This window comes from Proteus columbae (genome assembly GCF_009914335.1).
Taxonomy (GTDB): domain Bacteria; phylum Pseudomonadota; class Gammaproteobacteria; order Enterobacterales; family Enterobacteriaceae; genus Proteus.
On the sequence record NZ_CP043925.1, the window covers coordinates 3,960,529 to 3,983,779 of the forward strand.

Consider the following 23,251-nt stretch of genomic DNA (forward strand, 5'->3'; position numbering starts at 1 on the left):
AGCCTTATATTTTTATAACTTTCCTTAAATCAAATTTAAGAATAAAAATCTGATATTGGAATAAAAGATAGTCACAATAATTTATTGTTGAGATTTTATGCAGAATATAATGTTACTTCTTTTACAGTAAAATTTTTTATAAAAGAGATAAAAATGGAGTTTTATTTCAAGAGCCTTTTTAATCGATTTAATACCCATTTTCACCTTGTGGGCTAATTGAAAAATTAGTTATTTAACATGATGGAAATTAAACTAAATTGTTATTTTTTAATATAATTTGTATCCGCATTGTTAGTATGGATTTATTTTTTTTCCTCGTTATAATCACCAACGTCATTTTAAGTAGTAGTTCATCACATTGAGTTCACAAAACGATACTCAGGTCTGTCTTGAATGATTGAAAAATGAAATCGTATCTTTACTGGACGTTTTTTAAACGCCCGGTACGGGTGTTATTTATCAATTAACAAGGAGACTCTGATGCAAATCAGTCGGAGGTCGTTCTTTAAGATCTGTGCTGGCGGTATGGCTGGCACTTCTGCTGCATTACTTGGTTTTTCGCCAGAAGTTGCGGCAAGCTCTCGCCAATATAAACTGTTACGTTCCGTTGAAACCCGTAATAACTGTACTTATTGCTCTGTGGGTTGCGGTATTTTGATGTATAGCCTTGGGGATGGCGCGAAAAATGTGGATAAAAGTATTTATCACATTGAAGGTGACCCTGATCATCCTGTTAGCCGTGGCTCTTTATGTCCGAAAGGAGCAGGTCTTGTTGATTATATCCATAGTGAAAATCGCCTGAAATATCCTGAATATCGTAGACCTGGCTCTGATAAGTGGGAACGCATCTCATGGAATGAAGCGATTGATAAAATTGCCCGTTTAATGAAAAAAGACCGTGATGAAAACTTTGTCACCCATAATGAAAAAGGGCAAGAAGTTAACCGTTGGCTAACAACCGGTATGCTTTGTTCATCTGCCGCCAGTAATGAAACAGGTATTTTAGATAATAAATTTTCTCGCTCATTAGGCATGATTGCTATCGATTGTCAGGCAAGACTTTGCCATGCGCCAACAGTCGCCGCATTAGCACCAACCTTTGGTCGTGGTGCAATGACCAATAACTGGGTTGATATTAAAAATGCTAACGTTGTGCTGATCATGGGCGGTAACCCTGCTGAAGCACATCCTGTGGGTTTTAAATGGGTTATCGAAGCTAAAATTAAGAATAATGCGAAGGTTATCGTTGTCGATCCCCGTTTTAACCGTAGTGCTGCGGTTGCCGATCTCTATTCCCCTATTCGTGCTGGCTCTGATACCGCCTTTTTATTAGGTGTAATTAATTACCTAATTAAACACAATAAAATTCAGCATGAATATGTCAAAGCCTATACGAATGCACCTCTCATTGTACGTGAAGATTACAGCTTTGATGACGGTCTTTTCAGTGGCTTTGATAAAGAAAACCAAAGCTATGATAAAACCTCATGGCATTATGAACTCGATGAAAATGGCTTGGCATTAAGAGATGATTCGCTGCAACATCCTCGTTGTGTGTGGGATCTTTTAAAACAGCACGTCTCACGTTATACCCCTGAAATTGTCACCACGCTTTGTGGTACACCATTAGAAGACTTTGTTTATATCTGTGAAGCACTTGCGTCTACCAGCGTAAAAGACAGAACCTCTACCATTCTTTATGCCCTAGGTTGGACTCACCATACTGGCGGTGCACAAACTATTCGTGCAGCAGGTATGATCCAGTTATTACTCGGTAACGTGGGTATGCCGGGTGGTGGCGTCAATGCGTTACGTGGGCACTCTAATATCCAAGGCTATAGCGATCTGGGTTTATTATCATTAAACCTACCAGGTTATATGCCTCTGCCTAATGAAAAGCAGACTTCATTAGAGACTTACTTATCCCAAGTAACACCAAAAACGGTTGTTGCAGACCAAGTTAATTACTGGAAAAGAACCCCTGATTTCTTTATTAGTTTACTAAAAAGCTTCTGGGGAGATAGCGCGACAGAAAGTAATGAGTGGGGTTATCACTGGTTACCAAAATGGGATAAAAGCTACGATATCATGGCTCAAACCCAGTTGATGATCGATGGCAAAATGAATGGTTATATCGTTCAAGGTTTTAATCCATTAGCTGCATTTGCGGATAAAAATAAATGCAGTGCCGCATTAGCTAAGCTGAAATATATGGTTGTCATTGATCCGTTAGTGACTGAATCCTCTAATTTTTGGCAAAACCACGGCGAGATGAATGAAGTCTCACCAAAAGATATTCAAACTGAAATTTTCCGTTTACCTTCATCGTGTTTTGCGGAAGAAAATGGCTCGATTGCAAACTCAGGTCGCTGGTTACAATGGCACTGGTCTGGCGCTAAACCACCTGCACAAGCATGGCATGATGGCAAAATTTTAGGGCATTTGTTAATGCGTCTGCGCGAGCTTTATCGTGAAGAAGGCGGTGTTTTCCCAGAGCCTGTAATGAACCTGTCTTGGAATTACGTTGACCCTTACGATCCACAGCCTGAAGAAGTGGCGAAAGAAGCGAATGGTCAAGCAATGCGTGATATTTACGATGATGCAGGCAAATTGTTGTTTAAAAAAGGACAACAACTTGACGGTTTCCACCAGCTTAAATCCGACGGTTCAACCGCCAGTTTCTGTTGGGTCTATTCTGGTTGCTGGACTGAAAAAGGCAACCAAATGGCGAACCGCGATAATGCCGATCCTTCAGGCTTAGGCTGTACACCAGGTTGGGCATTTGCATGGCCGCAAAACCGTCGTGTGTTATATAACCGCGCATCTGTTGATCCACAAGGTCAACCGTGGGATGAAAAACGCCAATTGATCAAATGGAATGGCAATCAATGGGTTGGTCCTGACGTACCAGACTATAACAATGCAGCACCAAATAGCGGTGTAGGTCCATTCATTATGCAACCCGAAGGTATGGGACGCTTATTTGCTGTTGATAAAATGGCAGATGGCCCATTCCCTGAATTCTACGAGCCGTTTGAATCACCAACAGAAGAGAATATTCTGCACCCGAACGTCTCTCGTAACCCTGTCGCGCGTTTATACAGTTATGATGCAGAACATTTAGGTAAAGCTGATGAATTCCCTTATGTCGCTACAACCTATTCGATTACTGAATTATTCCGTCATTGGACAAAACATTCATTAATCAATGCCATTGCACAGCCTGATCAGTTTATCGAAATTGGCGAGCATCTTGCTTCTCGTAAAGGCATTGTGGCAGGTGATGAAGTTAAAGTCAGTGCTAAACGAGGCTATATCAAAGCCAAAGCCGTTGTTACTAAGCGTATTAGACCGCTGACGATTAATGGCAAAGTTGTCGATACTATCGGTATTCCTTGTCACTGGGGCTTTGAGGGCGCGACTCGCAAAGGTTTCCTTGCCAATACATTAACGCCATCTGTGGGTGATGCAAACTCATTCACACCTGAATATAAAGCGTTTTTAGTTAATATCGAAAAGGCATAAGGGGAAACTGATGTCATTACAATCTCAAGATATTATTCGTCGTTCTGCAACCAATTCCCTGACGCCAGCACCTCAGGTACGTGACTTTAAGGAAGAGGTGGCAAAACTTATCGATGTGACAACGTGTATTGGCTGTAAAGCCTGTCAGGTTGCCTGTTCTGAATGGAACGACATTCGCGATAAAGTTGGTCTTAACGTTGGTGTTTACGATAACCCAATGGATTTAACGGCTAAGTCGTGGACAGTGATGCGTTTTTCTGAAGTAGAAGAAAATGGCAAGCTGGAATGGTTAATTCGTAAAGATGGCTGTATGCACTGTGCTGATCCGGGCTGTTTAAAAGCATGCCCATCGGAAGGAGCTATTGTGCAATACGCTAACGGTATTGTCGATTTCCAATCAGAACACTGTATTGGTTGTGGCTACTGTATTGCGGGTTGCCCTTTCGATGTCCCTCGTATTAATGAAGAAGATAATCGCGCTTACAAATGCACACTTTGTGTTGATCGTGTTGAAGTCGGTCAAGAGCCTGCTTGTGTAAAAACCTGTCCTACTGGTGCCATTCATTTTGGCTCTAAAGAGGCAATGACGCATCTTGCAAATGAACGTGTTGCTGAACTCAATACACGAGGTTATGACAAAGCGGGTTTATACGATCCTCAAGGTGTTGGCGGTACGCACGTCATGTATGTCCTTCATCATGCGGATAGACCTAACTTGTATCATGGCTTACCAGAAAACCCAGAAATTAGCTCAACAGTGAAATTCTGGAAAGGCATTTGGAAGCCATTAGCCGCGGTGGGTTTTGCTGCCACCTTTGCGGGGGCAATATTCCATTATTTAGGTATTGGTCCTAACCACACTACCGAAGAAGATGAAGAAGAGGCACAAAAAGAGATGGAAGCATCACAAAATTCAGTGAACAAAGAGGAGCAGAAATAATGAAGAAGAAGAGTGATAAAATCCTTCGTCATACGGCCTCAGAGCGAATCAATCACTGGGTTGTGGCGATTTTCTTTGTCTTTACCGCCTTTAGTGGGCTGGGCTTTTTCTTCCCATCTCTAAATTGGTTTATGAATATTTTAGGTACACCGCAACTTTCGCGTTTACTGCATCCATTTACGGGTGTTGCGATGGTGTTTTTCTTTATCTTTATGTTTTTTAGATACTTCAAGTATAACGCTGTTGATAAAGATGATTTAGTGTGGGCAAAAAATATCCATAAAGTGCTGCAAAATGAAGAAGCCGGCGATATTGGGCATTACAACTTAGGTCAAAAAGGAATTTATTGGACTTTAAGTCTCAGCCTTATTGTTTTGACCATTAGTGGGATAATTATTTGGCGACCTTATTTTGCCGATTATTTCTCTATTCCTGTTATTCGCATTGCTTTGCTGGCTCACTCACTGTCCGCCATCTTACTGATCATTACGGTGATTGTTCATGCTTACGCCGCGTTTTGGGTAAAAGGTTCAATTCGTAGCATGATTGAAGGCTGGGTAACGCGTGGTTGGGCGAAAAAACATCACCCGCGTTGGTATCGTGAGATTTTAGAAGAAGAAAAAAAAGAAGCTGAAAGCCAATTAAACCAAAAATAATAAACTGCTTTTATTTCTATAACATAAATGTGAGAAAAAAATGGAGGCTTAATGGCCTCCATTTCTATTGTTAATATACGTTCAACTTATTAATGCGTCACTGTCTTTGCTTGCTCTACTAAGTTAATTAAACGGCTTCTCATGGTGTGATAATGTTGAGAAACTTGGCTTTCTGCCCATTTTTGATCATCAATTTTAATCACTTTAGCCGCACAATATTTGGTTTCAGGGGTTTTTGAAACAGGATCAAGATTATCTTGAGTCAGTTCATTACATGCCCCTATCCACCATTGATAAGTCATATAAATCGCTTGCTTGTTGATTGTCTCATTCACATTACAGCGAGACATCACTTTACCGCGGCGAGATTCAACCCAGACAATTTCCTGATCACGGATCCCAGCCTCTTTAGCAATTTCTGGGTGAACTTGAACATAACCCGGTTCATCGGCTAATGATGCCAATGCTTTACAGTTACCTGTCATGGAGCGACATGAGTAATGCCCAACTTCACGCACGGTTGATAGGATCATCGGATAATCCGCATCAGGTAATTCAGCTGGTGCGCGCCACGGTGTCGCAAATAACTTACCTTTACCTGATGGTGTGGTGAAGTGGTTACCAGAATACAAATAAGGCGTTCCCTTATCTTCAATATCGGTACAAGGCCATTGAATATGCGCTAAGCCTGCCAATTTTTCATAAGTGACACCAAAAAACAGTGGGCATAATGCTCTAACTTCATTCCAGATCTCTTCGTTATTTTCATAAGACATCGGATAGCCCATTTCAGTGGCGAGTAAACTGATGATCTCCCAATCTCGTTTTACATTGCCCTTAGGTTCAATGGCTTTTTCAAAACGTTGGAAGCCTCTATCGGCACACGTAAAGATCCCCGCATGTTCACCCCAGCTAGTTGATGGTAAAATCACATCCGCTTGCTCTGCTGTTTTGGTCATAAAGATATCTTGAACTACCACAAAATCGAGCGCTTCAAAGCCCTTTCTCACTAAGCCTAAATCTGCCTCTGTTTGGAGTGGATCTTCACCCATGATGTAATAGGCTTTCACCTTACCTTCAATGGCTAAATGAGGGACTTCGGTAATGCGATATCCCACATCTGGATCGAGTTGTTCAACAGGAATATTCCATGCTTGTGCAAATTTTTTACGGGTTTCTTCGTCAGTGACATACTGGTATCCCGGAAACATATTCGGTAAAACGCCCATATCACAGGCACCTTGAACATTATTTTGCCCACGAACGGGTGCAACACCCACATGCGGTTTACCTAAATTTCCTGTTAATAAAGCAAGACCTGATAACCCTTTTACCACATCAACCGCTTGGCCAAACTGTGTGACGCCCATTCCCCACATAATAGTGGCCGTTTTAGCGCCCGCATAAGTGCGCATTGCTTTACGAATTTCAATAGCAGGAATGCCTACAATATCTTGCACAGCTTCAGGGCTATAGTCTGCGAGTTGTTTTTTATATTCTTCAAAGCCTTCTGTGTATTGGCTCACATAGTCTTTATCATAAAGATCTTCATCAATTAGCGTGTATGCGAAGGCATTGACTAACGCCATATTAGTACCATTTTTTAATGGTAAATATTGGTTAGCAATTTTAGCGGTTTCGATTTTACGAGGATCACAAACGATAATTTTGGCACCCTTTTGTTTCGCTTTAACCACACGACGCGCCACAATAGGATGAGAATCTGCACAGTTATAGCCAAACACTAATAAGCAATCTGAGTCTTCAATATCCGCAATAGAGTTGCTCATGGCACCATTACCTAATGTTTCTTGCAAACCGGCAACAGAAGGTCCATGGCAAACACGCGCACAACAATCGACATTATTATTACCTAATACTGCACGCACAAATTTCTGCATCACAAAGTTGGTTTCATTCCCTGTACCACGAGAAGATCCCGTACACATGATGGATTTCGCACCGTATTTTTCTTTTATTTCCAGTAATTTTTTTGCCGTAAATTGAATAGCTTCATTCCAACTCACAATTTCAAAACCAGCCCCTTTTTGTCGGCGGATCATCGGCTCATGAATTCTGGCTGTCAGCAATTTGTTGTCATTAAGGAAATCCCAACCATATAGCCCTTTTAAGCAAAGTTCGCCTTGATTGGTGACACCATTAGCACCTTCGGCTTTGATTATGCGACCATTTTCGACACAGAGATTGATTTTGCAGCCAGCGCCACAATAAGGACAGACGGAGTTGATTTTGTTCATTTGATATCCTTTCCCCTAACTAGGGAGTAAAAGAGTCATAAAGAACTTTCAACTAAGCAGGAATTATGCCAATTAATTTTTTAAATATAATCAATAAGATATAAAAAAACAAAATAATGTTTAATAACCGTTTCGACATTTTTGCCGATGTTCACCTTACACAAAGAAGGTTAATTCCATAACTTATTACGATATTTAGCCATTGGCATCAGAAAAACATTTAAAAATAAAAATTAACACTGAATTCTAATAAATTTTATTTATTTAGTTTGAATTTATGATATAAATAACAAATACGCATTTTGAAAAACAATATTTCATATTGCATTGCGATGATATCCATTTCAATAAAGAGCAAAAAGATGAACATGAACACTAATAACCGACTTTTAGGCCTAAACCTACTACTACTTCGTTAGGTGGCCGCGCTTATTCATCTTTTGCAAAAGCCACCAGTAAGGTGGTTTTTTTGTTTGTAACCTACTGGTGGAACTGATTTTTTTTAGGGGAGTTCTATGATGTTTAGTTTCACCACAAAGGTTATGAATTACAACGTCTTATCTGCAATTCGTTGTTTGCCAGCTACCTCCATCACTAAAATAATTAAATCGGAGGCAAAATGAGCCAGCAATGGACATCACGAGTCGGCCATATCTTAGCAGCCGCAGGCTCTGCAATCGGTATTGGCGCAATCTGGAAGTTTTCTTATGTCGCTGCCAATAATGGTGGTGGTGCATTCTTAATCGTCTTCTTATTATTTAGTTTTATTATCGGGCTTGCGGTATTACTGGCTGAAAATATATTAGGCAGTAGCACACACGCCGAAGCAGTTAATGCATTTAAGAAAATGATGGGGCGCAATTGGGTCATCATTGGCGTTATTGGTGTATTCAGTTCATGGTGTATTTATAGCTTCTATAGTGTTGTCGGTGGTTGGACAATTGGCTATACCGTTATGGCGGCAACAGGTCAGTTGAATATTACAGATAGCGCTGAATTAACGGGTATTTTTACCCGCTTTATTAGTGATCCTTTATGGCCTATTTTGGCTCACCTTACTTTTGCTGGATTAACCTGTTTTGTGGTTTTAGCAGGTGTACAACGCGGATTAGAAAAAGCCGTTAAAATCATGATGCCAATGTTATTTATCATTATGATTTTATTGATTATTGTTGGTATTAGCTTACCTGGTTCGTCTGAAGGTTTAAAATTATTTTTATACCCTGATTTCAGCAAATTAACCCCTCAAGGCGTATTAGATGCGTTAGGGTTAGCCTTCTTCTCACTGTCTATCGGTTTAGGTATTCACATCACTTACAGTGCTTATTTAGCGGATAATAAAGGTATTGCTAACTCAAGTATGTGGGTGGTTATTCTGTCTTGTATGGTGTGTGTACTTGCCGGATTAATGATTTTCCCTGCATTATCTGCCGCAGGCTTAGAACCTAATGCGGGTCCTGGCTTAACCTTTATGACCATGCCAGTTTATTTTGCCAACTTACCCGGTGGCAATATTTTAGCCGTGACGTTCTTTGTCTTGTTATTAATGGCAGCGTTAACTTCTGCAATTTCATTACTGGAACATATCGTCGCTTATGTACAGATGCGTTTTCAGTGGACACGCCGTCGTGCAGGGTTAGTCGTAACCGCATCGATTATGTTGATGGGTATTCCTGTGTCATTATCTTTTGGACCGATGAGTGATGTGACGCTGGGGGGCAAAACAGTCTTCGATTTATTGGATTACCTGACTTCTAATATTTTGATGCCACTGTTTGGTATTGCAATGTGTTTAATCTTTGGTTGGTCACGTAGAGCGAATGCTTTTATTCCTGAAAATATCACAGGATTAAAACGTCAAAGCTTATTATTAGTATGGCGTTATATTGGGCCAATTTGTATCGGGATTATTTTAGTGCATGGTTTGATTGGTTAGTCATCAGCAAAAAGAGCCACTCAAAATGAGTGGCTCTCGACTTAACTGATAATGATTTATTGATGGATACTTGATAGCTTTTACTGCTTATTTATAGCTTTGCTTAATTTCTTGAGAAATCGCTAACCCACGTTTTGCTTCTTTTTCAGCAAGTTCAACAGATAAACCGATATAAGAACGAGGATCAAGCATTGCCTTAATTTCATCTGCATTAAATGCCGCTGTAATGGTTTCATTCTTCATCAGGTTAGTGTAAAAATCTTCACCATCTGCCGCCGTTTTAATGGCTTCTTCATATAACAGTGAATGCGCTTTATCTTTGCCTAATTTTTCTGCCATTTTCATCATAACGTATTCGGTATTATCTAAACCCTTATTTCTCATCACGTTATGTAGCATTCTCTCTTCATGAGGAACGATGGTTCTTGAAAGCTCTTCCGTTCTTAGCAAAATTTCTGTTGTTAATTCTAATGCTTCTTCAATTAAGCCATCGAATAACATATAAGAGCTGCTATCGCCCTCGTATGGTCTTACTGCGGAATACATGCCCACATTCGGTAATGAGTAAAGTTTTTGTGAGTTAGCGATAATTCCTTTGGCTAATTTTGGATTAATTTTATGAGGCATCGTGCTACTACCCACAGTGCCTTTTGTAAATCCTTCAGAAACCTCAGCAATTTCTTCTAACGTGGTGCTATATACTTCTTCACCCATTTTATGGCAGATATTTGCCATCAATGCCAAGTTCATCATGTACTCTAATTTATGCGTACTTAGGTTACGTGATGGCACTTCCATTGCTTGCATACCCACTAATTCTGCAACGCGTTTTTGTACTTTCATCCCCACTTCAGGCATGGAGTTAAAAGCACCTACTGCGCCCCCCATCATGATAGTGAATACACGCTTTTCGCACTCTTTCATACGCTGGTAGCAATCAATAAAATCACTGATCCAAACAGACACTTTATAGCCATAAGTAATTGGAATAGCATGGCGACCGTGTGTTCTACCTGCCATCACCATATGTTTGGTTCTTTCAGCGAGATTTGATAAGTTTTCGATGATCTCACTTAACAACAACATAAATTTGTTGTGTACCGTTTTCATCATATACAGCTGTGAACTTTGCTGTATATTTTGAGTGGTAATGCCGTAGTGCACATATTTACCACTCTCTTCAGAGCATGCATTCACCAGTACTTTTAAGAAAGGCACAAAGCCATGACCTATTTTTTGATAAATACGGTTCATCTCTTCGAAATCGATATTCTCAATAATCGCCTTTTCTTTAATTTCATCTGCGGCAGACTGTGGAATAAAACCGTATTCAGCTTGTGCTTGCGCTAACATGGCTTCAAACATCAACCAAGTTGAATATTTCGCTTCATTGGACAGTAGATTTTTTATACCGCGATCGTCGATTGTTTTACTTTTAGAATCGTATAACGCTCTCATCATGTATCCTTTTATTTCTTCATTGCTTCATCAACAGCATTGCGAACAAATTCGACTTTAGGGCCATAAACGACATGGACATGGTTTGCTGCCGGAAAGAAGAATGCTGTACAGCCAGACTCTAACATTAACTCTTTATCTATTTGATTAACTTCATTAATATCGATACGTAATCGTGTAATACAGTTATCAACATTACGAATATTTTGTTTGCCACCTAACGCTTGAATAAGAATTTCTGCAATTTCGCCATAACGTTTTTCTTTGATTAACGTATTTTTCATATTGCTTGATTCTTCTCTACCTGGTGTTTTGATATCAAATTTGACGATAGCCCAGTAGAAAATAAAGTAGGTCACAACAGCCAGTGCGCTACCAATCAACACTAAGAAGATCCAGTTAGTATGTTCGTACAGCAAACCAAAGATGGTGAAGTCAAAGACTGTGCCTCGAATATAACCAATCGCAACTCCCGCAAAAGAGAGCAGAACAGCGCCAATACCGACGATAATCGCGTAAATTAAGTAGAGTAACGGCGCGATAAAGACGAAAGTAAATTCAAGTGGCTCAGTAACGTTACCTAACATTGCCGTTAAGACCATCGTCACCAGCATCGATTTAACTTCAGCGCGATTTTCTTTCTTCGAGGTTTTATAAATTGCTAATGCAATCGCAGGGAATAGGAACAACGTAACCAACATTTGTTGTTGAGCCATAAAGCGCGTTAGGCTTGGCATCATTGCCCAATATTCACTACTTGGTCCTTGATTAAACAATACTTCGGTCATTGCTGGTACAACACCCACATAGGTTTGACCTTCAATAACATAAGAGCCACCAGCTTCGGTAAATCTAAACAGAACGTTCCAAACATGGTGTAAACCAAATGGAATAAATAGACGTTCACCACCCGCGGTAAAGAAAGGCCCGACAGGACTTAAGAAGACAGCCGAGAGCTTAGTTAAGCCCATGACTAATACTTCCCAAATAAATGGCAATAATGCGCCTACGCCTATCATCAATCCGACCATAATAATGGCGACAGATTTTTTCCCTGAGAAGAAAGCAAATGCAGTTGGTAATTCCAGGTTATAGAATTTATCCGTTGCCCATGCGGCGATTAATCCCGTGATAATCCCCCCTGCTGCACTGATATTCATGGTTTGGATACCAAGCACCTTGATTTGCCCCACTTGCGTCATAATCGCAGGATCAGCAAGTTTTCCTGTCAATACCAGCCAGATATTGATAGTACTTATCAAGGTTAAATAGCCGACAACAGAGGCAAAGACCGCTATCCCCTTATCTTTGTGGCTCATACCATATGCCACACCCATTGCAAATAAGAGAGGGATATTGTCAAACACAACGCCCGCAATAGAACGGATACTCACTAACAATGCGTTGACGGTTTCATTTCCTAAGAAAGGAAAGCGTGCAATCATATAAGACTGAACTAAAGCACCACTGATCCCCAATATCATACCGATTGGTGCCAATACGCCGATAGGTAGAAGTAGGGTTCTACCAAAGCGCTGAATAGATTCGCTGAACTTTTTCCTGGCCATATTTTTTTCCTTATGACTTCTCGAATATAAAAGAATTACAGAGGTACTCTATCTTAGGGATTATAGGAAATGAATGACGCGCTGGTTTTAAATATTATCTCAGGTCATATTTTATGACTTAGGTCTTTTTGTTAATTATCGATGTAATAAAGAACAATGAATAAATTATTTTATTCTATTAAATAATATTTATTTTAGGGCTGAGAAGTAAGATTGAAAAGAAAAGCCATTTTAGAATAAATAACGATTAATCTAACAAGATATATTAATATTATTCACGTTTTAATAATTAAAAAGAGTATTTAATAAATCATATAAGCTCTATTATCCCTTTTTAAAGCAGATTTTCTAACTCATTAATCAGTAAATCCACCAGCATAAAAAATCCAATTCGTGATTTGGTATCATCTTTTTTAGTATCATGATTATCAGCAAAACAAAATAGAGCATGAGTTGCATAAGTGGTTAATTCATTGGTATTAAATGCTGTCATACTAATGATGTTAGCATCTTTTAGCTGCACGATTTTTGCTGTCTCGATGATTTTCTTAGTGCCACCAGAAAGAGAGATAAAGATAACCGTGTCGTCTTCATTAACAAGACGTGTAAACGAATCAGATAAGTTGTAATCATTAATAAAAAAGCAATGCAGACCTAATGCAAACAATAGGTGTTCAAGATAATACCCTACGGCTTTGCTTGTACCTCTTGCAACAATAAAAATATTCCTAGAATGGCGTAAGGTTTTTGCACACTCCTGAATTTGTTCTTCATTAATTAAGGTAAATGTTTTATGAATGTTTTTTTCTAATTGTTTTTTATAAGATGCCGCATTCGTTTTTTCGACTTTATTTTTCGTCAAAATATAATTATTAATTTGGAACTTAAGCTCTTTAAATCCACTAAATCCTAATTTTTGCGATAAATTAATGATAACCGTTTTTGATACAAAGGTTTTGGCGACTAAATCATTAATATTTAAATACGGAATATCCGCAATATTATCGGTGAGATATTTTAATACTTTCTTTTCGCTGATCGTCAAATTGTCATAATTTTTTAAAAAATCCAGCATATCTCACCCAATAAATTAATCTAAAATATCTAATGAAAACAGCAAACATCAAAAAAGCAGTTCGGTTATTTTTACGAGTTTATGTGAAATAAAGTGCATAACGAGTATACGTTAAATCATACAGTTATGTAGGATCAGAGTGACATTTTGTGAATTAGGATAATATTGAGCCCATTTTTTAATGAGCCCAATACGTATTATTCGTTACCCCAGCGATTAAGAAACATGGCGATATCATCAATGCGTTTTTTATCAATACCCGCTTCTTTTGCCATCTCTTGCTGTGCGTTTTCGCTAATTTCTTCGTTATTCATTAATCGTGTAAGTAGTAACTGGAAGTAGAGAGCCAGCGCATCTTCTTCCGCCTCAGCAACAGGCTCTATCGATTCCATCGCATACTCTTCTACCATGTCATAATATTTAAAATGAATGTCATTGTTCATCGGTTGTCCTCAGGGATTAACATTTATACTCGTCATATTCAAGTTACTAAGAGTATATCTCTACATTCGCCTGTTAACCTAAAATTCGCTATCATCCACTTCCTTCTTTTTCTACGGATAAGCTGATGTCTACGATTATCGATACTTTTATTGCCCCACCTTGCCATGATGAAATCGAGATCCTTTATCAAGACGAGCACTTAGTGCTTATCAATAAGCCAACAGGGCTACTCAGTCTGTCAGGAAAGAATCCACAAAATTTAGATTCAGTGCATTATCGATTAGTGAAGCTATTTCCGGGATGTACTCTTGTTCATCGGCTTGATTTTGGCACATCTGGGCTGATGGTTGTCGCACGCAATAAAGCAATTAATGCTCTTTTGTGTCAGCAATTTAGCCAGCGCAGTGTAACCAAAGTATACAGCTCGCTACTGTGCGGGCATTTAGATGATAATGAAGGAATAATCGATGCGCCGATTGCAAAAGATCCGGCTCTGTTCCCACGTATGTCGATTAGCCCCATTAATGGCAAACCAGCGCGCTCTCGCTACCACGTTATTGAGCGTTTTTATCATACGTTAGAAGATGGAACGTTATTGCCTTTAACGCGAGTACAATTTATGCCTGAAACAGGGAGAACTCATCAACTTCGTATTCACAGCCAGTTTATAGGGCATCCTATTTTAGGTTGTGATTTATATGGTGGGTGCGGCGGAGATTTAATTGAAGGAATAGAAGGAACTGAACGGACTCCGCGACTTATGCTTCATGCGAGTGAACTTCATTTTGTTCATCCCATTAGCCAAGCACCAATAAAAGCGCGCTGCGAGAGCCCGTTTTAAATATCGATATTTACAGTTTAAGTGCTTTCACGGTTTCATCGATATTAAGTTCATCTTCAGTAAAAACAATTTCTGTTCCATGCATAGTGGTGATCGCAAGCTTTCTCAACGTGCGCATATTATTGGCGTCATCCGCTGATTTTGGTCTGATGCTATTCATTAAAGTACCGACAGAAAGTACGGTGTTTTCTTTATTGATATGCGTATCTGCGGGCACATCTTCACTATAAATTCGAAATGATTTAATGGATGTCAGTTTAACTCGCTCACCTGCAATATAGACATATTTGCTGTCTGGGATCACTTTCACAGCGTAAGCAGATAGACCTTTAGTATTTGTGGTTGGTTCAAACGTGACATTTGCATCTGTTTTTATCAAAGCAGGGTTGGCAACTTTAATCACATGAAAATAACGGTTATCACCGTTTTCATCTTTAATAAATCCAAAACCTTTATCTTCAAACCACTTTGTGATTATTCCGTTCATTGCCATTATCGCCTACTTAATCGTTTATCTACAAAAATTTCCAGATGCAGTATAAAGCACAATGCTTATACAGACTATGTCTTTGAGGTAATAAGCTACTTTGCTTATTACCACATCAAATCATCTGGGATTTTAAAATCAGCATAAGGATCGTCTTCATCTTGTTCTGTTTCGCTAAGTGCGTTATTTAACAAGATACAGTCCACATCTCTTTGTGTAATTTTATCCGCAACACTTGCTGGAATAATCGCATATTCAGTTTTATCTGCACTATCCAGACGAGCAATGGCGAGACGTCCATTAATCAATTGAGATTGTGTCAGTTTATCCACTACGATATTTTTAATCACATTATTGTCAGTGAAGTTAAAATCAATATCGCCTTTTGCTGGCGTAATTCTATTCATCTCAATAAGTTGCTTAACTTGCGCTTTATACTCTTTAGATAAAGTTGCTTGTTTTTGTTGCTCACTAAGCAGTTTATCGCGTTCAAGTTGGGCTTTTTTATTTTCTTCCACGGCTTCTCTTGCTTCTCGTGCCTGAACGCGTGATTTTTTCGCCGTTCTTTGAACTTTCGCCATTTTTTTACTGGTCACAAGCCCTGCTTTTAACATTTGTTCTTGTAAGGTAAGTTTTGCCATTTTTATGCCTAAGTCTGCTCAATAAGTTATGAAATTATACCTGTAATTTCCAAGAGTGCATCAGATTGTGAGAGTGGTAGTTTATTAGAGGAAATAGGCCTTGTGAGATTTGAACCAATGAGTGCATTCAGAGTATATTGGAAAAACTATCGTCAAACTTTCTCTTATAACAGGTAATAACAATGGCTCTGATCCCCAAAAACTATGCACGGTTGGAAAGTGGCTACCGTGAAAAAGCGCTGAAAATCTATCCGTGGGTATGTGGGCGCTGTGCTCGTGAGTTCGTTTATTCCAATCTACGTGAATTAACCGTTCATCATATTGATCACGACCATACCAATAACCCAGAAGATGGCAGTAACTGGGAGTTATTGTGTCTGTTTTGCCATGATCATGAACACTCTAAATATACAGAAGCAGACCAATACGGTACAACCGTTGTCGCGGGTGAAGATGCACAAGACGATGTAGGCGCTGCAACCTATAACCCGTTTGCTGATTTAAAGTCGATGCTGAACAAAAAAAAATAATGAATGTGATGTCTGCTTTAATCCGTCCCCCTTTTCATGCTCCTATGCAGAATGGTGTATACTTGCCAACAAGAAATTTGTTCACGGTTAATTAATAATGAAAGAAATCGAAAAAGCAAAAATCAAACTCCTTAGCGACCGTTTAGACCTTATTCGCCACAAGATGGCAAATATCTCGCTGACAGATGAAGCGGAAAAATACGCAGAGTTTGAGAAAGAAAAAGTAGAACTGGAAACTGAAATCGTTCGTTTGAAAGAAGTACGTAGCAATAAACTAAGTAAAGAAGCACAGAAATTAGAAGATATGCCATTCAAACGCTCCATTACTAAGAAAGAACAAGCTGATATTGGCAAGCTGAAGAAAGCCGTACGAGGCTTGATCATTGTCCATCCAATGACAGCATTAGGCCGAGAAATGGGGCTAGATAGTATGACTGGTTTTTCTAAGACTGATTTCTAGTTAGAAAATTACTCCGACTAAAACCTGCAAAGACCGACTAATACTGGCTGGTTCTTAATATACTTTTCGTTGTTATGAACCGTCAGTTATCCTTAGCTTTCTTATTAACCCTGCCTGATTACCCTATTGGTGAAACTGAGTACCGCGAACTGAGCGGACGCATTATAGCTGAATAGATAAACGAGGCTAGCTATCAGATAAAAGCTACTAAAGCATGGGATAAAGATATCTATTCAGAGTGGAAGCATCACAAAGGTATTGCTGCAAAGATGGTGACAAATACAGAAAAAAGTTGATAGTTATATTGATTCTTTTTCAAGCAATGATATTAGGCCAGTAATGTCATTATTATTGAATCCCATAGCATTGAAAGAGATAATTTCTGTATGGGCTTCTATATGGTCACTCATACTTTTTAACCATAATGAATTACAGCTTATACGTTTTGTTAAGCTCCATATTAAGTATATGATCCCAGCCATACGTGATAATTCAGGACTTTTATCGGTAAGTTGTGTTGCTCTGTGATCAATGTTATCAAGTATATCGATAGAAATTTTTGACCCTGAAAAATCAGTATTCCAAAGTCTTGAGTGATGCGCGCATCTGTTCCTAACGATATTTAAATGTTCAAGTGCTGTCTTTAATCCTAATTTAACTCCGGAAGAATTAGGCTTATCAAACCCTAAAGACTTACAAATTTGATACTTATATTTATCATCCAGCATTCCATATAACTTAGACATCGTACCAAAATCCCAGATATCAACAATTGCCCATATAGGAATTTCGCCATATTTTTCTAAGTTCCAACGAATACAGTCTTTGTCCTTATTTCTATCTATGAGCGTATCAAGTTTATCTAACCACACATCATGATTATTGGAATGTTGGTGTTGGATAATATCTTTACTTTGATGAATGGTAGGAGCTATTTTACCTAGTTCATAAGCTAGTTTAGCTTTAATAAAGGTCTCAATGCGCTCAATACCGTAAAAAATAATAGTTCTTAGTTTTACGTCAAATAGGTAACTTTTATATACTTTGATAAAAGTTGTTCCCTCATTGAAATTTTCTTCTCGTCTAGCTTCAAGAGGTGATTCTGGTGGAATTATTTTAAGTTTTCTGAATGGATACCAGTACCCAGAGAGTCGGTAATAACCAATATTCGTTATTTTCTTTACTACCTGTTCATGTGATAAGCCATCGAAACTCATACCTCGCTTTTCTAGCTTTACTATTTGGTCGGTATACGTTAGGTGAGGTTTTAGAGGAAACATGATGTTAAGATGATTTATCCGGTAGCAGATAAAAGAAAGCCCCAAGTGTATCGCAAACCAGATTTCTCCGTTCTGCGTAGGGACTATGAGGGGCACTGTTGGCACTAATAATACCCGATATCTTTATGTTGTCTAGGTCGATAAACAACAGACATTCATAAATCTTTATTTGGTTTTGAACGAAAACACAAGATATATAGCTATAACTATGTGTACCGTTCGCATATATAGTGCTTTAGCAATTTGTGCTATTTGTATGATTTTCTGCGCGTATTTAAATAAAATTGTAGGAAAATTTAGGATTGAGGTATTAGAAATAAATTAGGATTTGTTAATCTTTAACATCTATATTTATCACTACTTAATGATAACATAATAACCAGTGATCCTTTTTAGAGGTGTGCCATTCACGAGCTACTGCTTCAAAAGTACTTTTCGAGGCTAAGTGCTTTTCTAAACGTGCTAATTGCTTTTGCTCACTTGGATCTTTATGTTGAACTAACAATTTTTTCGCATCATCACGTTGATTTCTTGCTTCCGCTAATGTCACTTGCGGGTAAACACCAATGGAAAGAATTTTTTCTTTACCCACAAAATGATACTTCATTCTCCAATATTTAGAACCATTGCGATTAACGCTCAGATATAACCCAACTGAATCAGAAAGTTTGTAGGGCTACTTATCGAGCGACTTCACTGTTTTAATTTTTATATTACTCAGAGCCATAACAAAAACTCTGTAAGCTCTACCTGTTACAAAGAAAATGATAATTTTGGGGTACAAGATATACTATACTTAAATACCCCCCCAATTTAGAAGCGAATGTGAGGTAACCAGTTGAACTGAGTTGACTATAGATTTAATTAGCTTCATTGGAGATGTATTGAACTTGAGTGGCGATCACAGGAGTCGTATTTGATGGGTAATGACATTGATATTAAATAAATTTACTGCATTGGATAAATATCAGCGCCCCCATTAATGCCCCAGATTGGTTTTTGAGTGGTAGGCTTTTAGAAAAAATCATTTCCTTCCTCTATTCTTTTGTGCATCACTATTCTTTTTTTAGTTAAGAAATCGCTCCTTTTAGGAAGTCCTGAGTTGAGGCAATCAATAACAAATTTGGCATATTCTACAAAATACTCAACCTCATACTTTTCGATAAACTTACCTGTATGCGCTATTTTATTCCTTATTTTCCAGAGTGATTTTGGACCGACAAATATTGCATTATATGCATCAATATTTATTCCTTTAATATGCTTCAAAGGCCTCCAATTAGCGTGGATAAATGATAAGTTATCAGGCCAAGGATCTTGAATTTTGTCATAATATTTATTTAATCGGAGAAGTACCTCAATGTTGCACCATAACAAAAACACTGCCAAACTTGGTTCACAATTGAAAATATGAGTTGCCCTTGTTTCATATTTTTGTTCTTCCAGCAACTTGAAAGATTCATAAGCTTGTGTGTGTAGTAACTTACCCATTTCAACCCCTTAGTTATCCTAATAGAAGATTAGGGAGCAAAACATTGTCCAAAAACTAGCAAGCGGCTTCTTTTATTTACTTGTTTTCAGTAAGTCTTTCAGCACCGCAATATTTGCCCTCGCCCCTTCGGCTTCTTTTAACTGTCGACGTTTTTGAGCAAAAATATCAAATATCTCTTTAGCTTTTTCGTCAGCTGCTTTCTTACTAACCCCACCAGCACCTTGCAATACATCACGGTCATTGAAACTTAAAAACTGATCCAGCTTAGTATCCCAATCCTGTAAGAAAACCTGCTTACGGCGCAGTGCTTGGTCTTCAGCAAAGTCGAGCCACATATTGACGATACGGTTTAATTCTTTGAGTTCATTTTCACGTAGATAATTTTTCGCAATCGTCACATCCGTTTTACGCACTTCGCCGGACTTATAACTTGTTAAGCCCATATCTGGCTGACTGGCATCTGCGCGACTGGCTATAAGCTCGGCGGCAGTCATTCCCGTACAAGCAAAATGCAGTTTGTTTTGAATGGATTGGAAGAAACGAATTGTTTCTTTATTGGAAGGCTCATAGTCCGCTGCCATGGTGAAGATCTCTTTCACCCGTAAATATACCCGTCGCTCACTGGCTCGAATATCACGAATGCGTTCGAGCATCTCATCAAAATAATCCGGCACGACTGATTGACCGATAGGCGGATTCTTCAGACGTTCATCATCCATCACAAACCCTTTGATCAGATACTGTTCTAAAGTTTGCGTTGCCCACTGGCGAAACTGAGTACCGCGAACTGAGCGGACGCGGTAGCCAATGGCGAGGATCATTGAAAGGTTGTAATGCAGCGTATTGCGATTAACCTGCCGATTGCCTTCTTGTCGAACTTGTAAGAAAGACTTACAAGTTGAATTTTGTACAAGTTCGCCTTCTTCGTAGACAGCTTTAATATGTTGAGTTATTGCCTGCGGTGTTACCTGATAAAGATTGGCAATTTCAGCCTGAGATAACCACAGCGTATCAGATTCAAAGCGGCATTCGACGCGAGTTTGACCATCTTCGCTGCGGAACAAAACAAATTCACCCAGTGGCGCTTCAGGAAGATTTTCGCTCATCAAATTGTCTCCACTCTCTATACGTTATGCATAAACTATGAACAACAATATACCATGTTTAACAAAAAGATAAGGGCGCTTATAAATAGATAACAAACGTACTATTTTTCTGAAAAACAATATGATAAAGGCGCAAAAAACGATTTTATAAGAAGGTTAATTGAATAAGAATTGGCGGAAGATCACAGGAGTCGAACCTGCCAAGGACCGCTGGCGGCCCCATCTGGATTTGAAGTCCAGCCGCCCCACCGGGGACGATGATCTTCCATTTTTGAATGGGTCAAAAGGAAATAACGGGATGATTATACGCTGAATTATTTTTAATCCCAAGTGCATCAAATCAATAAAAGCTCTTTCAAATAAAATAATCCCATTTTTGAGTAAAACCTCGGATAATTACCGCGATACTATTGAACTTATGCGGTTTCATCCTCATCTTACTCTCTATAACGAATAAACTCAGTGGCGTGTTTTACGCCACTGTAAACCCAAATACAGGATGTTTTTTATGTCAAATCCATTACTTAGCACAACGGGATTACCTGCATTTTCCCTTATCAAACCAGAACACGTTGTTCCCGCTCTTAAAGAAGTCTTAGCAACTTACCGTGAAACAGTTGAAAAATTATTGGCTGATAATACTCAATTTAACTGGGATAACCTTTGCCAACCGTTAGCAGAAGCTGGCGATAAACTGTCTCGAGTTTGGTCTCCTGTTAGCCATTTAAACTCAGTTAAAAATAGTGCAGAACTGCGTGAAGCCTATGAACAAAGCTTACCGCTATTGTCTGAATTTAGTACTTGGATGGGGCAACACGAAGGTTTATATCAAGCTTATAAATCAATTAAAGAGAGTGCAGATTTCAACACATTAACTCAACCTCAGAAAAAAGCGGTTGAAAATGCACTGCGTGATTTTGAATTATCAGGCATCGGTTTACCAAAAGAGAAACAACAGCGTTTTGGTGAAATAAGTGCGCGTATGTCAGAATTAGGTGCGAAATACGGCAATAACGTATTAGATGCCACAATGGGTTGGTCTAAATTAATTACCAATGTAGACGATCTATCTGGTATGCCACAAAGTGCGATTGATGCAGCAAAAGCAATTGCGCAAGCTAAAGAGCAAGAAGGCTATCTGTTAACACTTGATATGCCAAGCTATCTACCAGTTATGACTTACGCAGATAACCGTGAACTGCGAAAAGAGATGAGCATTGCTTATAGTACTCGCGCCTCTGATCAAGGTCCAAATGCAGGTCAGTGGGATAACAGTGAAATTATGGCGGAAATCTTAGCGTTACGTCATGAACTCGCTCAACTGCTAGGCTTTAAAAATTATGCTGAAAAATCTCTTGCTACTAAAATGGCAGAGTCTCCTGAGCAAGTAATTAGCTTCTTAACTGATTTAGCCCAACGCGCTCATCCACAAGGTGAAGAAGAATTAGCAGAACTCACTCAATTTGCAAAAGAACACTATGGTGTTGATAAACTCGAATCGTGGGATCTGGCTTATTACAGCGAAAAGCAAAAACAACACCTATTCTCAATCGATGATGAACAGTTACGCCCTTATTTCCCTGAACAACGTGCTTTAAGTGGTTTATTTGAAGTCGTTCATCGTATCTATGGTTTAACAGCCAAAGAACGTAACGACATCGAAACTTGGCATGATGACGTCCGTTTCTTTGAGCTCTATGATGAAAGCAACACTTTACGTGGTAGCTTCTATCTTGATTTATATGCACGCGAGCACAAACGTGGTGGCGCGTGGATGGATGATTGCGTAGGAAGAATGCGTCATGCTGACGGCTCACTACAAAACCCCGTTGCTTACCTCACTTGTAACTTCAATAAGCCAGTAGGCGATAAACCAGCACTGTTTACTCATAATGAAGTAACCACTCTATTCCATGAGTTTGGTCACGGCTTACATCACATGTTAACTCAGATTGATACGGCAGATGTTGCAGGCATTAATGGCGTGCCTTGGGATGCTGTTGAATTACCAAGCCAATTTATGGAAAATTGGTGTTGGGAGCCAGAAGCGTTAGCCTTTATTTCGGGTCATTATGAAACTGGTGAACCATTACCACAGGCAATGCTTGATAATATGCTTAAAGCAAAAAATTATCAGTCAGCGATGTTTGTGTTACGTCAACTGGAATTTGGTCTGTTTGATTTCCGTTTACACGCTGAATATGATCCATCTAAAGGAGCGCGTATTATGGAAATCTTAAACAGTGTGAAAGAGAAAGTTTCCGTGGTTCCTTCTACACCTTGGGCGCGTTTTCCTCACGCCTTTAGCCATATCTTTGCAGGTGGATATGCAGCAGGCTATTACAGCTATTTATGGGCTGATGTACTGGCAGCAGATGCATTCTCTCGTTTCTCTGAAGAAGGCATTTTTAACCGCGAAACGGGTCAATCATTCCTTGATAATATTTTAACTCGTGGTGGTTCAGAAGAGCCAATGGAGCTGTTCAAACGCTTCCGTGGTCGTGAGCCGAAACTTGATGCTATGCTCAAAGGCTACGGCATTAAAGGATGATAT

19 protein-coding genes and 1 tRNA gene are annotated in these 23,251 nt (G+C 39.0%); 8 read left to right on the forward strand and 12 right to left on the reverse strand.

What is annotated here, in order from left to right; all coding sequences use genetic code 11:
• The first annotated feature begins 480 nt into the window (after nt 1-480).
• From fdnG to fdoI, 3 genes are read left to right on the forward strand one after another with little or no spacing between them, the layout of a single operon-like run.
• Nucleotides 481-3,525, forward strand: coding sequence for a formate dehydrogenase-N subunit alpha (gene fdnG, locus F1325_RS18420; protein WP_160230812.1), 3,045 nt, complete (start codon nt 481-483; stop codon nt 3,523-3,525).
• 10 nt (nt 3,526-3,535) lie between these two features.
• Complete coding sequence (gene fdxH / locus F1325_RS18425; RefSeq protein WP_109374188.1) at nt 3,536-4,465, forward strand: formate dehydrogenase subunit beta; 930 nt, start codon at nt 3,536-3,538, stop codon at nt 4,463-4,465.
• The gene (gene fdoI / locus F1325_RS18430) at nt 4,462-5,121 is read left to right on the forward strand and encodes a formate dehydrogenase cytochrome b556 subunit (protein ID WP_109374187.1); all 660 of its coding nucleotides are present in this window, start codon (nt 4,462-4,464) and stop codon (nt 5,119-5,121) included. The genes fdxH and fdoI overlap by 4 nt, the downstream gene beginning before the upstream one ends.
• Nucleotides 5,122-5,210: 89 nt before the next feature.
• Here fdoI and fdhF read toward each other — a convergent pair whose 3' ends face one another.
• Nucleotides 5,211-7,379 (reverse strand): formate dehydrogenase subunit alpha, encoded by a 2,169-nt coding sequence (gene fdhF / locus F1325_RS18435; protein WP_109374186.1) that lies wholly within the window; start codon nt 7,377-7,379, stop codon nt 5,211-5,213.
• A 619-nt stretch (nt 7,380-7,998) separates the two neighbouring features.
• Here fdhF and F1325_RS18440 point away from each other — a divergent pair.
• Entirely contained in the window at nt 7,999-9,315 is a 1,317-nt protein-coding gene (locus F1325_RS18440) for a sodium-dependent transporter (RefSeq protein WP_109374185.1), read from the forward strand.
• A gap of 87 nt (nt 9,316-9,402) precedes the next feature.
• Here the strand turns inward: F1325_RS18440 and F1325_RS18445 are convergent, their stop codons facing one another.
• The 4 genes from F1325_RS18445 to F1325_RS18460 form a co-directional block, all read right to left on the reverse strand.
• Nucleotides 9,403-10,773, reverse strand: coding sequence for a class-II fumarase/aspartase family protein (locus F1325_RS18445; protein ID WP_160230894.1), 1,371 nt, complete (start codon nt 10,771-10,773; stop codon nt 9,403-9,405).
• Between the two features lie 11 nt (nt 10,774-10,784).
• Nucleotides 10,785-12,341: a PTS transporter subunit EIIC gene (locus F1325_RS18450; RefSeq protein ID WP_109374183.1), complete on the reverse strand. Its 1,557-nt coding sequence runs from the start codon at nt 12,339-12,341 to the stop codon at nt 10,785-10,787.
• 334 nt (nt 12,342-12,675) lie between these two features.
• Nucleotides 12,676-13,416 carry a MurR/RpiR family transcriptional regulator gene (locus tag F1325_RS18455; RefSeq protein WP_109374182.1) on the reverse strand — a complete coding sequence of 247 codons (741 nt, stop codon included), beginning with the start codon at nt 13,414-13,416 and terminating at the stop codon, nt 12,676-12,678.
• 197 nt (nt 13,417-13,613) lie between these two features.
• A complete protein-coding gene (locus F1325_RS18460) occupies nt 13,614-13,859 on the reverse strand; it encodes a DUF2543 family protein (RefSeq protein ID WP_036914285.1) in 246 nt (81 codons plus the stop codon).
• Between the two features lie 125 nt (nt 13,860-13,984).
• On the opposite strand from F1325_RS18460, the gene F1325_RS18465 reads away from it, so the two are divergent.
• Nucleotides 13,985-14,701 (forward strand): RluA family pseudouridine synthase, encoded by a 717-nt coding sequence (locus F1325_RS18465; RefSeq protein WP_109374181.1) that lies wholly within the window; start codon nt 13,985-13,987, stop codon nt 14,699-14,701.
• A gap of 10 nt (nt 14,702-14,711) precedes the next feature.
• Here the strand turns inward: F1325_RS18465 and F1325_RS18470 are convergent, their stop codons facing one another.
• Together F1325_RS18470 and F1325_RS18475 are read right to left on the reverse strand one after the other, a co-directional pair.
• A complete protein-coding gene (locus F1325_RS18470) occupies nt 14,712-15,194 on the reverse strand; it encodes a cold-shock protein (RefSeq protein ID WP_160230813.1) in 483 nt (160 codons plus the stop codon).
• Nucleotides 15,195-15,295: 101 nt separating this feature from the next.
• On the reverse strand, nt 15,296-15,829 hold the full coding sequence (locus tag F1325_RS18475) for a DUF2058 domain-containing protein (RefSeq protein ID WP_109374179.1): 534 nt from the start codon (nt 15,827-15,829) through the stop codon (nt 15,296-15,298).
• 182 nt (nt 15,830-16,011) lie between these two features.
• On the opposite strand from F1325_RS18475, the gene yajD reads away from it, so the two are divergent.
• Nucleotides 16,012-16,359 carry an HNH nuclease YajD gene (yajD, locus tag F1325_RS18480; protein ID WP_006534437.1) on the forward strand — a complete coding sequence of 116 codons (348 nt, stop codon included), beginning with the start codon at nt 16,012-16,014 and terminating at the stop codon, nt 16,357-16,359.
• 97 nt (nt 16,360-16,456) lie between these two features.
• A complete protein-coding gene (locus tag F1325_RS18485; protein WP_109374178.1) occupies nt 16,457-16,819 on the forward strand; it encodes a YibL family ribosome-associated protein in 363 nt (120 codons plus the stop codon).
• 299 nt (nt 16,820-17,118) lie between these two features.
• On the opposite strand, the gene F1325_RS18490 is transcribed toward F1325_RS18485, so the two are convergent.
• The 5 genes from F1325_RS18490 to F1325_RS18510 all read right to left on the reverse strand — a co-directional run bounded on the left by F1325_RS18490 (nt 17,119) and on the right by F1325_RS18510 (nt 20,964).
• Entirely contained in the window at nt 17,119-18,036 is a 918-nt protein-coding gene (locus tag F1325_RS18490) for an Abi family protein (RefSeq protein WP_160230814.1), read from the reverse strand.
• Between the two features lie 424 nt (nt 18,037-18,460).
• A complete protein-coding gene (locus tag F1325_RS18495) occupies nt 18,461-18,742 on the reverse strand; it encodes an Arm DNA-binding domain-containing protein (protein ID WP_348272623.1) in 282 nt (93 codons plus the stop codon).
• Between the two features lie 371 nt (nt 18,743-19,113).
• Complete coding sequence (locus F1325_RS18500; protein WP_160230815.1) at nt 19,114-19,590, reverse strand: hypothetical protein; 477 nt, start codon at nt 19,588-19,590, stop codon at nt 19,114-19,116.
• Between the two features lie 72 nt (nt 19,591-19,662).
• Nucleotides 19,663-20,697 (reverse strand): virulence RhuM family protein, encoded by a 1,035-nt coding sequence (locus F1325_RS18505; protein WP_160230816.1) that lies wholly within the window; start codon nt 20,695-20,697, stop codon nt 19,663-19,665.
• A gap of 172 nt (nt 20,698-20,869) precedes the next feature.
• Nucleotides 20,870-20,964 (reverse strand) — tRNA-Sec (locus tag F1325_RS18510).
• Between the two features lie 241 nt (nt 20,965-21,205).
• On the opposite strand from F1325_RS18510, the gene prlC reads away from it, so the two are divergent.
• On the forward strand, nt 21,206-23,248 hold the full coding sequence (prlC, locus tag F1325_RS18515; RefSeq protein ID WP_160230817.1) for an oligopeptidase A: 2,043 nt from the start codon (nt 21,206-21,208) through the stop codon (nt 23,246-23,248).
• The last annotated feature ends 3 nt before the right edge of the window (nt 23,249-23,251 follow it).

Excerpts from the sequence above, each read along its gene's own strand:
- fdnG (WP_160230812.1), top strand. The coding sequence starts at position 481 with ATGCAAATCAGTCGGAGGTCGTTCTTTAAGATCTGTGCTGGCGGTATG.
- fdxH (WP_109374188.1), top strand. The coding sequence starts at position 3,536 with ATGTCATTACAATCTCAAGATATTATTCGTCGTTCTGCAACCAATTCC.
- fdhF (WP_109374186.1), bottom strand. The coding sequence starts at position 7,379 with ATGAACAAAATCAACTCCGTCTGTCCTTATTGTGGCGCTGGCTGCAAA.
- F1325_RS18440 (WP_109374185.1), top strand. The coding sequence starts at position 7,999 with ATGAGCCAGCAATGGACATCACGAGTCGGCCATATCTTAGCAGCCGCA.
- F1325_RS18445 (WP_160230894.1), bottom strand. The coding sequence starts at position 10,773 with ATGAGAGCGTTATACGATTCTAAAAGTAAAACAATCGACGATCGCGGT.
- F1325_RS18450 (WP_109374183.1), bottom strand. The coding sequence starts at position 12,341 with ATGGCCAGGAAAAAGTTCAGCGAATCTATTCAGCGCTTTGGTAGAACC.
- F1325_RS18455 (WP_109374182.1), bottom strand. The coding sequence starts at position 13,416 with ATGCTGGATTTTTTAAAAAATTATGACAATTTGACGATCAGCGAAAAG.
- F1325_RS18460 (WP_036914285.1), bottom strand. The coding sequence starts at position 13,859 with ATGAACAATGACATTCATTTTAAATATTATGACATGGTAGAAGAGTAT.
- F1325_RS18465 (WP_109374181.1), top strand. The coding sequence starts at position 13,985 with ATGTCTACGATTATCGATACTTTTATTGCCCCACCTTGCCATGATGAA.
- F1325_RS18470 (WP_160230813.1), bottom strand. The coding sequence starts at position 15,194 with ATGGCAATGAACGGAATAATCACAAAGTGGTTTGAAGATAAAGGTTTT.
- F1325_RS18475 (WP_109374179.1), bottom strand. The coding sequence starts at position 15,829 with ATGGCAAAACTTACCTTACAAGAACAAATGTTAAAAGCAGGGCTTGTG.
- yajD (WP_006534437.1), top strand. The coding sequence starts at position 16,012 with ATGGCTCTGATCCCCAAAAACTATGCACGGTTGGAAAGTGGCTACCGT.
- F1325_RS18485 (WP_109374178.1), top strand. The coding sequence starts at position 16,457 with ATGAAAGAAATCGAAAAAGCAAAAATCAAACTCCTTAGCGACCGTTTA.
- F1325_RS18490 (WP_160230814.1), bottom strand. The coding sequence starts at position 18,036 with ATGAGTTTCGATGGCTTATCACATGAACAGGTAGTAAAGAAAATAACG.
- F1325_RS18500 (WP_160230815.1), bottom strand. The coding sequence starts at position 19,590 with ATGGGTAAGTTACTACACACACAAGCTTATGAATCTTTCAAGTTGCTG.
- F1325_RS18505 (WP_160230816.1), bottom strand. The coding sequence starts at position 20,697 with ATGAGCGAAAATCTTCCTGAAGCGCCACTGGGTGAATTTGTTTTGTTC.
- prlC (WP_160230817.1), top strand. The coding sequence starts at position 21,206 with ATGTCAAATCCATTACTTAGCACAACGGGATTACCTGCATTTTCCCTT.